Raw genomic sequence first — 10,615 nt, 5'->3', positions numbered from 1 at the left:
TTTTGTACGATGATAATTTACTTTTTCGCGATTATCCTCGTCTATTTAGCCAGTTTTGTACGATGATAATTTACTTTTTTGCGATTATCCTCGTCCATTTGCACGTTTTTGTACGATGATATTTTAAAATTTTCCATCCATCCTCGTATTTTAGCTAATTAAATTGAAATATAGAACAATCTTTAATAGTTGTGCAAAATTCTATAATGTCGTGCAAACTTTAGCTATTTACGGAATACGATTTCATTGATATATTATTAGTAAAGAATAGATTGGAGGAATAATATGGCGATTAAAAAAATTATGGCAGCTTGTGGTTCTGGGATAGGATCAAGCTTGATTATTAGAATGAATGTAGAAAAGACATTAAAGGCAATGGGACGTGATGACATAGAAGTTTTCCATTCCACTACATCAGATGCTCAAAAAGGAGCTGCTGATGCGTTTGTAGTAGGTAAAGATTTAGAAGATTTTGTTGATGGATTAGATAATGTTATCACACTAGATAATATAGTTTCTAAACAAGAAATAGAAACAAAACTAAAAGAACTTTTTGATAGGATTGGTGAACATTACGAAGAAAACTAAATTTTGAAAGGATTACTATGCGAAAAAATGATTATATTGAGTTAAAAAAATTTAGTGCAAAAATACGTATAGAAATTTTGAAGATGCTTAAATGGAGAAGATATGGACATCTAGGAGGTTCAATGTCAATTGTTGAACTTTTATCTGTCTTATATGGAAAGCAGATGGATATAGATCCTAATAATCCTAAAAAAGAGGTTAGAGATTATTTTGTATTGTCAAAAGGTCATGCAGGACCTGCACTTTATTCTACATTAGCATTAAAAGGATTTTTTGATAAAGAATTGCTTTATACATTAAATGAAATCGGCACAAATTTACCTTCACATCCGGATAGATTAAAAACTCCAGGTGTAGATGTAACAACTGGCTCATTAGGACAGGGAACATCCTTAGCTGCAGGATTAGCATATACTTTAAGACTTGAAAATTCAGATAAAAAAGTTTATCTGATATGTGGCGATGGAGAGTTAAATGAAGGACAGGTGTGGGAAGCATTTCAGTTTATTGCACATAAAAAATTAAATGAAGTGATAGTGTTTATTGATAACAATAAAATGCAATTAGATGGAAATACTGAAGATATAATCAATCCTTTTGATATTAAGAAAAAGATGGAAGCATTCGGATTTTACACACAAGAAATTGATGGTCATGATGAAAGTAAAATTGATGAAGCCATCGAAAATGCAAAAAAAGTAAAAGATAAAGCGGTTTGTATCATTTTAGATACTGTAAAAGGTCAAGGATTCCCTTATTTTTATAATACTCCTGCTAATCATTCACCAAAATTTAATAAAGAAGTGGATGAAGAAACAGATAAAGTAATAAAAGAATTAGAAAACTTCATTAGCGAGAATGGAGGAATGTAAAATGTGGAAAAGAAGTAAAGATACAAAAGATATTGAATTAAGACAAGTATTTGTAAATACTTTAGATAAATTAATTATGGAAAATCCCAAAATATTAGTGTTTGAAGCAGATTTAGGCGGTGCTTCTGGGACGACCAAATTAAAAGAAAAACATTCCAAACAATTTGTACAAGTTGGTATCTCTGAAGCTAATATGATAGGTATGGCTGCAGGGGCTTCTATAAGAGGATATGTACCATTTGTACACACATTTTCACCATTTACAACTAGAAGAGCCTTAGATCAAATTTTTATTGCTGGTGCGTATTCTGGTAATACATTAAATATATATGGTTCAGATCCAGGATTTTGTGCTGGGGCAAATGGAGGTACACATTCCACATATGACGACATTTCGACTATGAGAAACATTCCAGGGACAACTGTTTTAGCTCCGGCAGATTCAGTTTGTTTTGAATGGTGTATGAAGGAAGTTTCTAAAATAAAAGGTGTAAATTATATTCGTGGTAATAGAAAGGCGAATCCGAAAATTTATGAAGATGGTTCAACATTTGAGTTAGGTAAAGGAAATATTTTGAGAGAAGGATCAGACATTGTAATTTACACGATGGGTGAATTAGTTCTTTTTGCTTTAGAAGCAGCTGATATTCTCGATAAAAAAGGAATTGATGTAGAAGTCATCGACATGTTTTCCATAAAACCATTTGATAGAGATTTAGTAATTTCTGAAACTTGTGATAAGAAATTAGCTATTACATTTGAAAATCACAATGTCTTAGGTGGCCTTGGAAGTACAGTTGCAGAAATTATGACAGAAAATGGGATTTCTACTCCGTTACATAGAATTGGCGTTGACAATAGATTTGGACAAGTTGGTAATCCTGAAGATCAAAGAAAAGATTATGGATTAACATCGGAAAGAATTGTTAATGAAGTGATAGATTTTCTAAAGGGATGATATATGGATATAACTAAGATAATAAAAAAGGAAAATATTTCGATAATTGATAAAAAACTGAACTGGAAAGAAGCAATTAGATTAGCGGCATCTCCTCTAGTAGAGCAAGGATATGTTGAAAAGAGATATCCTGAAGAAATAATAAAAAATACTTTAGAGTTTGGGCCTTATTATATTTTGGTTGAAGATGTAGCTTTTTTACATGTAAGACCCGAACAAGGTGTAATATCAGATCAAATTGGTATCTTGCTAAATAAAATTCCTGTTTCATTTTCAAAAGGTGACAAAAGTAAAGATGTAAAGCTATTTATTACTTTTGCAGCAGAGTGTTCAGAAAATCATTTAGAAATAATGCAATTATTGGCGGAGATTTTGGGTGATGAAGATAAGATTAAATCACTTTTAGACTCTGTCGATGAGAACGAAATATATAATTTAATAACGAATTTTTGAAATAAATAATTTAAAATAAAGGGGGGAAATATGAAAGTTCTATTATTATTTCAAGAAATTTTATCAACACCAGCAATTTTAGTTGGTTTTATGGCATTATTGGGGTTAGTTTTACAAAAGAAATCAGCTCCAAATGTAATTAAAGGAACAATAAAAACTATTGTGGGTTTTTTAGTTCTATCTGCAGGTGCATCATTTCTTCAAACGGGTTCTTTAATAGATTTTGGTGTTATATTTAATTATGCGTTTGATTTAAAAGGTGTTGTACCAAACAATGAAGCGATAGTTACGACAGCTTTAGTAGATTACGCAAAAGATACTGCTTGGATTATGATGTTTGGTATGCTTGCAAATATTATTATTGCAAGATTTTCAAGATTAAAATACATATTCTTAACAGGTCATCATACTCTTTATATGGCTGCAATGATTGCAATTGTATTAACCGTTGGTGGTTTGTCTGGATGGCAATTAATTATGGGTGGATCTTTAATCCTTGGTTTAGTGATGGCGGTGTTCCCAGCATTGGGACAATCTACAATGAAAAATATTACTGGGACTGATGATATTGCTTTAGGCCATTTTTCAACTGTAGGTTATTGGATTGCTGCACAAGTAGGTAAATTAACTAGAGGAAATAAAGATAGAAAAGATGTTAAGTCTACAGAAGACATTAACTTTCCAAAATGGATGGCATTCATGCGTGATACAACTGTAGCGATATCAATAACAATGATGATTGTATTTATAGTTGTTTGTGGTGTAGCAGCTTCAAAAGGTGATTATCAAACTGCACTAAAAGACACAGGAATGGTAAACTATACCAATTGGTTTGTATTTGCATTAATAAGTGGTATGAATTTCGCCGGAGCTATTTATATTATTTTAGCAGGTGTTCGTTTAATTCTTGCAGAAATTGTTCCAGCGTTCCAAGGTATTGCTGATAAATTAGTACCAAATGCAAAACCAGCTATTGACTGTCCGGTTGTCTTCCCATATGCACCAAATGCGGTATTAATAGGTTTCTTAACTTCTTTTGTTGGTGGTCTTTTAGGAATGTTTTTATTAGTAATGATAAATCCAGCCTTTTCAAATGCTTTACCAATTATTCTTCCAGGGGTAGTTCCTCACTTCTTCTGTGGTGCTACTGCAGGTGTATTTGCCAATGCGGAAGGTGGATTAAAAGGTACAATAATTGGTGGTATAATCCATGGGTTATTAATTACAATATTACCAGTAATTACAATGCCTGTAATGGGTAGTTTAGGATTTGCAGCAACTACATTCTCAGATGCAGATTTCTCCACAACAGGTATAATTTTAGGAAATATTGCAAGATTTATAAAAGGTACACCTTTATTAATTATATGTGTTATATTATTCTTGATACCAATATTATTTAGTGGATTTGGTAAGAAAGAAGTAAAATAAGACAAAAGTAAGTAAATAACATAATAGGAAAAAGATATTACGTGATGTAGTATCTTTTTCTGTAATTACATAAGAGAGAATAATAATGAAACAACGTCAATTTGATATACTTCAAACGATTTTACAAAATAGGAGAGCTTCTTTAGAGGAGTTGATGGAATGTTTTGAGGTTTCAAAAAGAACAATCTATTATGATATTAACGAGATAAACTATGAAATAAGAGACTTTGGTAGGATTGAAAATATAAATAAATCTTTTGTTTATCTTGGGCAAGATACCATATATCAAAAATACAATTTAAATATTGACTATACTTACAATATTGAAGATAGACAGAGATATATTTTAGAAAAAATTTTTGTTGATGAGTTTACAACCATTGAAGAGATGAGTGAATCATTGATGGTTAGTAAAAGCACAATTGTAAATGATATAAAAGTAATAAAAAATAATTTAAGTAAAGAGGGAATTGATTTAATTTTTGATAAAAAGTATAAATTAATTGCTGATGAATCCAAAATCAGAGATGTTTACATTAACTATATGTATTCAGATCAAAATTTAATAGAATATTTTGATGAAAGGATTGAAAAGATAAATATAGAAACAAATTTACATCTAACAGATTATTCAATTTCTATGCTTTCAAAATTCATTAAATTTACAGATAAACGAAGAAAAAGTAAAAATTTTCTTAAGGAGTCATCTTTGTATGATGATGTAAAAAATTCAGATTGCTACAATAAGGTAAAATCGATTGTTAATTATGATAATGAGCATGAAGTGAAATTACTTGTTGCATTTATAGCTTCAATGACAAATTTGAATAATGATAATATACTCGAAAATATTGAGAGTTTTGTTGAAAATCTGATAATGAACTTTGAAAAATTTTCTGCAACTGATATTACAAACAAAGAGGAATTCAAAAAAGAAATTTCACGTCATTTACAAAGTTCATATTACAGGCTAAAATTTAAATTCCCTATTTATAACGGAAGCTTGGAAGATATAAAAACTAACTATCCGCATTTGTATAGTTTAGTTGAAAATTCAGTTAAATCTACAAATGAAGAAGTGTTCAGAGATATGAGAGAGTCTGAAATTGGATTTTTAGTTATGTATTTTGGAGCGAGAATTGAAGGTATTTCAAAATCAAGAAACAAAGTGGTTATAGTTTGTCCAAATGGGAAAGTTGTATCTAGAATGCTTCAAACCCAGTTATATAATTATCTACCTACTATTGATATAGTTGGAGTAATCTCAATTTTTGAACTAGATAATGCTAAATATCAATATGACTATATTATTTCCACAGTACCTATTGAAAATCATAATAATGTTATTTTAGTAAAACCAATTTTGACTACACATAATATTTCGGAATTGTATCAAAAATTGCTAAACATTAATTCTTTAATAGATGAGTCAAGTATAGATAAAATCATTAATGTAATTTCAAAGAATGCAGTAATAAAAGATAAAGAAAAGTTAAAACTTGATTTATTAGATTTTATTACAGAAAAGAATAAAGATATTAAACAATATCATTGCTATACAAACTTAAGTGAAATACTGACTAAAGAAAAAATCTTGAAATTAAAAGAGGTAGAAAATTGGGAAGAGGCGATAAAAAAAGCTTCACAAATATTAATTGATAATCGATCAATTAATAAACAGTATGTAGAAGATATAATTTATAACATTAACAAAATAGGACCTTATGTAGTTTTAGTAGATGGTGTTGCTCTGCCTCATGCACAAAATCACAATTCAGTATATAAAGTTGATGCAAGCTTGATGATTGTAGAAAAGCCGGTTGAAATGAAAGGAAAAAAGGTTGATATATTTATTGTAATTTCAGTCTTAGATAATATAAGTCATTTAAAGATGTTAGCAACAATCTCGGACATATTGGATAATAAAAATAATATTGAAATTTTACGAAGAGGAGATTATCGAGAAATAAGGAAACTTCTATTGAAATATGAGGAGGAAGTGATTATATAAGAAAAAGCCACATATTAACTAGTCTCAAACCTAGTTAACATGTGGTTTTGCTTTATTCTATAGCCATTGTTTTCATTTATTCTAAAACAATAAATGATGGTAAAATCATTAAAATTAAAATGATTAAAATGTAAACAAAAAATATTGGGTCAGTTAGTAATGCTTTTAAATATATTTTTTCTGAACGTGTATATTTTAAGTTTTTCTTAATGTTGTCTCTTCTCTTTTTAATAAATAGAGAGATGATTGCAAAAACAATAAGGCCAAGTATTGCTAAATCAAAGGCAATAAATAATGTTTTTGCTGTATTTTGATTGGCCATGGTACTAACCATTCCTAATAGTGATACTATTAAGTTGTTTAATATGTGAAGTATTATAGCATCTTGGAATGAATAGAAGTATGCTACATAACCTAATACAAATCCAATACCTAATGTGCCGATACCTTGCATGAAGTTGCCATGGGCAAATGAAAATATCAATGTTGATAATAGTATAGAGGAGTAGGCACCGTATCTTCTTGTGTTATTTAGGTGAAATCCTCTGTAGTTTAATTCTTCAAAAAATGGTCCTATAAATACTGCGTATATAAATAGTGTAGTATTTAGACTCGTTTGTATCATTTCTGTTACATTTATTGAACGTATGTTAAATGTTCTCATGAAGAAATTTGTAATATGGCTAAATGCGATAGATAGTAGATACATGATACCTACAAAAAATAATAGATCTACAACACTTAATTTTTTTGAAGGTCTTATATCTTCAGTTTCTTTTAATGCACGTTTACCCATAAATAAGTAAATTGGGATAATGCTAATAATAACAGATAGGGCATTAATCAATCCTACATCTTTGATGAAAGGCTCAAGTAAAAGGTATGCTAATATATTTGAAATAAAATATACTATAAACATTAAAATTGATTTTCTATATCTAGATTTGGCACCGTCAATATCAATCTCTGGTTCCTCGGGATTTATGTTATTATTATCTAATGTTTGATAATGTGAAAATCCGTGATTTGAATTTTCGTCATAAGTTTTATCTTCTGTTTGAAAATTTTCGTCTTTCATTTATCCTCCAAATATTAAACATTGTGTCTAAAGTGAGTTATATCGCCATCTTGCATTATATATTCTTTACCTTCAAGTCTAACTTTTCCAGCTTCTCTGGCTTTTACCATTGATCCATCATATTCCATTAATTCATCATATGAGATAACTTCTGCTCTGATAAAGCCTCTTGAAATGTCGGAATGGATTTTGCCTGCTGCATCAACTGCTTTTGTGCCTTTTTTGATTGTCCAAGCTCTTGTTTCCATTTCGCCTGTAGTAATAAATGACATCAAACCTAATAAGTCGTAACTTGCCATGATTAATTTGTCTAAACCTGGTTTATCTAAACCAATCATTTCTAAGTATTCTTCTTTTTCATCACTGTCTAATGCTGAAATTTCTGCTTCTATTTTTGCTGATATAACTACAACTTTTGCGTCTTCAGTTTTGGCAAATTCTCTAACTTCTTGTACAAATTTATTTGAGTTACCGTCATCAGCAACTTCATCTTCAGAAACATTCGCAACATAGATGATTGGTTTTGAAGATAAAAGATTGTATGATTTAATGATTTTCTTTTCATCTTCATTTAAATCTAAAACTCTAGCGCTTTTACCTTCCATTAAAACATCGTAAACTCTTTGTACAACATCAAGTTCGGCTCTTTTATCTTTATCTGCCTTTGCCACTTTAGTTAAACGATTAATGACATTTTCAAGCATATCAATATCGGAAAAGATAAGTTCTAAATTAATTGTTTCAATATCTTTTAATGGATTTACTTCTCCATCAACATGGATGACATTTGGATCTTCAAAGCATCTTAAAACTTCAACGATTGCTTCGGATTCTCTAATATTAGCCAAGAATTTATTTCCTAGACCTTCACCCTTGCTTGCACCTCTTACTAATCCGGCAATATCGTAAAATTCAATATAAGCAGGAACTATTTTTTTTGAATTATTTAGTTCCGCTAATTTTTCTAATCTATAGTCAGGAACATCAACAACTCCGATATTTGGTTCTATCGTTGTAAATGGATAATTTGCTGATTCTGCTCCTGCTTTTGTAATTGCATTAAAAAGTGTAGACTTACCTACATTTGGTAGTCCAACAATACCTAATTTCATATTTACCTCGCTTTTCTATTCTAAATAATTATATGTTATACTTGAAGATATTTAAAGCTAATATAGAAAAATATAATAATAAATAAAAATTTAATTAATATTTTTTTAATATTTATCTGATATACTTATTATAAGAAAATATTAGATTATTAGAAGAGAGAGTAAAAATGATGTCAAATAAAAGTTTTAAAAATTTAATAATGACTTTATCAGTTATATTTTTGGCGATAGTACTATTTATGAATTTTGAGAAAATTACTGATATGTTTGGGAAGAATAGTGAATTTAAATATCAAGATTCTCCGGCAATTAATGACTATAAAGATGGGAAGATCTTAGGAAAATATAGCGAACAAGAATTTAAGAAAATGTTAATAACAGCAAAGAATAGTTTCTCATATGATAATAATAGAGATAAATTGCAACAACTTGAAGAATTGAAAGTATACATTCCAGAAGTTCAAGATATTATTGATAAATATGATGGTATACCACAATCAGTGATTAAAACGGTATTAATGTATCCAGAAAATTTTCTTTGGGTGCATGGTTTCACAAATTCGGATATGACAGAAAATGTTATTTCAAAATATGAGAAAAAACTGGATATACCGTACTTTTTACAAACTGATACCCGATGGGGATATAAACGTGTTGGAAACTATAGATTTGGTGTTGTTGGTTGTGGACCGACATCCATGTCAATGATTTATATGGCTTTGACTAAAGATTATAGTATGACACCGGATAAGATGATAGATTTCTCACTAGAGAATGGATATTATGAAGAATCAATTGGCACATTATGGAAATTTATGACTGAAGGTGCTGAAAAATTAGGGTTAAAATCAAAAGAAGTTCCATTAGATAAAAATAGAATGAAAGAAGAATTAAGCGATAGCAAATTGATAATAGCAAGTGTAGGACCTGGGGATTTCACAAGATCTGGACATATATTGGTGATAGTTGGATATAACAATGGTGAGTTTAAAATTTACGATCCAAATAGTTGGGTAAACACAGAAAAAACATGGTCATATGAAAGAATTGCCCCACAAATAAAAAATATGTGGAGTATTAGTAAATAGAATGAAAATTGATCAATATATGCGTTATAATTAATATATGAAGTTATTTTTTGAAATAATAGGAGAGGATAATGAGAAATCGATCCAACAAAAAGTGAAATTGTAAAAACAGAAGAATAATAGTTATAATTAAAATAAATAATTAAATTAAGGGGAATTAATGGAGATTAAATGTATAGCACTTGATATGGATGGTACTTTACTTATTGATGAGCAAAATATGCTTGAAAGCTCAAAATTAGCATTGCTTGAAGCGCAGAAAAAAGGCATAAAAGTGATTCTTGCATCTGGTAGACCCATTGGAGCTATGAAAAAATATATTGATATTTTGGAATTTGAAAAATATTCCGGTTTTTTAATTAGTAATAATGGGGCATTAGTCTATGACTGTAAAAATAAAGAAATAATAGCACAAAAGACTATGAATAGAGAAGTATTAAAGAAAATCATTGAAAAGACTAGAAAATATGATTTAGGATTATGCACCATAATTGGAGATACTTTATTTACTGAAGATATTAATAAAGGTGTTATTAATATAGATGACCCAGAAGAAGATCATTTTAACTTTATGAAGCTTGAAGCAAAGATTGCAAATGTAAAAATTAAAGAAGTCGAATCAATGTTAAATTTAATTGATCAGCCAATTGTAAAATTGTTTTATGCTTTTGAAGAAAAATATATTAATAAGTACGAAGAAGAGATTTTTGGTGAATTTAGAGATATGGCAAGTATTTCAAGAATGGGACCAAATCATTTAGAAATTGTCGATAAGGAATTAAATAAAGGTGTTGCGCTTAAAGATTTAGGATTTAAGAGTGACGAAATTATTGCTTTTGGCGATAGTATAAATGACTATTTCTTATTAAAGTATGCAAAATATGGTATTGCAATGGATAATGCAGTAAAGCCGCTAAAAGAAGTGGCTTTTGAAATTACAGATGACTATAAAAATCATGGAATTTACAATAGCCTTGTAAAGCATGGAGTTATTGATGCTAATGAAGAATGGAAGCAGCTTTAG

General features: G+C 29.3%; 10 protein-coding genes. 8 read left to right on the top strand and 2 right to left on the bottom strand.

Annotated features, from left to right (window positions below; genetic code table 11):
* Positions 1 to 285 precede the first annotated feature (285 nt).
* The 6 genes from HMPREF9709_RS05940 to HMPREF9709_RS05915 all read left to right on the top strand — a co-directional run bounded on the left by HMPREF9709_RS05940 (position 286) and on the right by HMPREF9709_RS05915 (position 6,313).
* Positions 286 to 588, top strand: coding sequence for a PTS sugar transporter subunit IIB (locus HMPREF9709_RS05940; RefSeq protein WP_005398683.1), 303 nt, complete (start codon positions 286 to 288; stop codon positions 586 to 588).
* 17 nt (positions 589 to 605) lie between these two features.
* Entirely contained in the window at positions 606 to 1,460 is an 855-nt protein-coding gene (locus HMPREF9709_RS05935; protein WP_005398682.1) for a transketolase, read from the top strand.
* 1 nt (position 1,461) lies between these two features.
* Positions 1,462 to 2,418 carry a transketolase family protein gene (locus tag HMPREF9709_RS05930; RefSeq protein WP_005398681.1) on the top strand — a complete coding sequence of 319 codons (957 nt, stop codon included), beginning with the start codon at positions 1,462 to 1,464 and terminating at the stop codon, positions 2,416 to 2,418.
* 3 nt (positions 2,419 to 2,421) lie between these two features.
* Positions 2,422 to 2,871: a PTS sugar transporter subunit IIA gene (locus HMPREF9709_RS05925; RefSeq protein WP_005398680.1), complete on the top strand. Its 450-nt coding sequence runs from the start codon at positions 2,422 to 2,424 to the stop codon at positions 2,869 to 2,871.
* Positions 2,872 to 2,901: 30 nt separating this feature from the next.
* On the top strand, positions 2,902 to 4,302 hold the full coding sequence (locus HMPREF9709_RS05920) for a PTS ascorbate transporter subunit IIC (protein WP_005398679.1): 1,401 nt from the start codon (positions 2,902 to 2,904) through the stop codon (positions 4,300 to 4,302).
* A gap of 85 nt (positions 4,303 to 4,387) precedes the next feature.
* A complete protein-coding gene (locus HMPREF9709_RS05915) occupies positions 4,388 to 6,313 on the top strand; it encodes a BglG family transcription antiterminator (protein WP_040463872.1) in 1,926 nt (641 codons plus the stop codon).
* A gap of 76 nt (positions 6,314 to 6,389) precedes the next feature.
* On the opposite strand, the gene HMPREF9709_RS05910 is transcribed toward HMPREF9709_RS05915, so the two are convergent.
* Together HMPREF9709_RS05910 and ychF are read right to left on the bottom strand one after the other, a co-directional pair.
* Positions 6,390 to 7,391 (bottom strand): CPBP family intramembrane glutamic endopeptidase, encoded by a 1,002-nt coding sequence (locus HMPREF9709_RS05910; RefSeq protein ID WP_005398677.1) that lies wholly within the window; start codon positions 7,389 to 7,391, stop codon positions 6,390 to 6,392.
* A gap of 14 nt (positions 7,392 to 7,405) precedes the next feature.
* Positions 7,406 to 8,503: a redox-regulated ATPase YchF gene (ychF, locus tag HMPREF9709_RS05905; protein WP_005398676.1), complete on the bottom strand. Its 1,098-nt coding sequence runs from the start codon at positions 8,501 to 8,503 to the stop codon at positions 7,406 to 7,408.
* Between the two features lie 167 nt (positions 8,504 to 8,670).
* Here ychF and HMPREF9709_RS09615 point away from each other — a divergent pair, with 167 nt between their 5' ends.
* Positions 8,671 to 9,591, top strand: coding sequence for a C39 family peptidase (locus HMPREF9709_RS09615; RefSeq protein ID WP_005398675.1), 921 nt, complete (start codon positions 8,671 to 8,673; stop codon positions 9,589 to 9,591).
* Between the two features lie 160 nt (positions 9,592 to 9,751).
* The gene (locus HMPREF9709_RS05895) at positions 9,752 to 10,615 is read left to right on the top strand and encodes a Cof-type HAD-IIB family hydrolase (RefSeq protein WP_005398674.1); all 864 of its coding nucleotides are present in this window, start codon (positions 9,752 to 9,754) and stop codon (positions 10,613 to 10,615) included.

This window comes from Helcococcus kunzii ATCC 51366, assembly GCF_000245755.1.
Taxonomy (GTDB): domain Bacteria; phylum Bacillota; class Clostridia; order Tissierellales; family Peptoniphilaceae; genus Helcococcus; species Helcococcus kunzii.
Note: the sequence above shows the minus strand (reverse complement) of the source record. Positions and strands in the feature narration are given on the sequence as shown.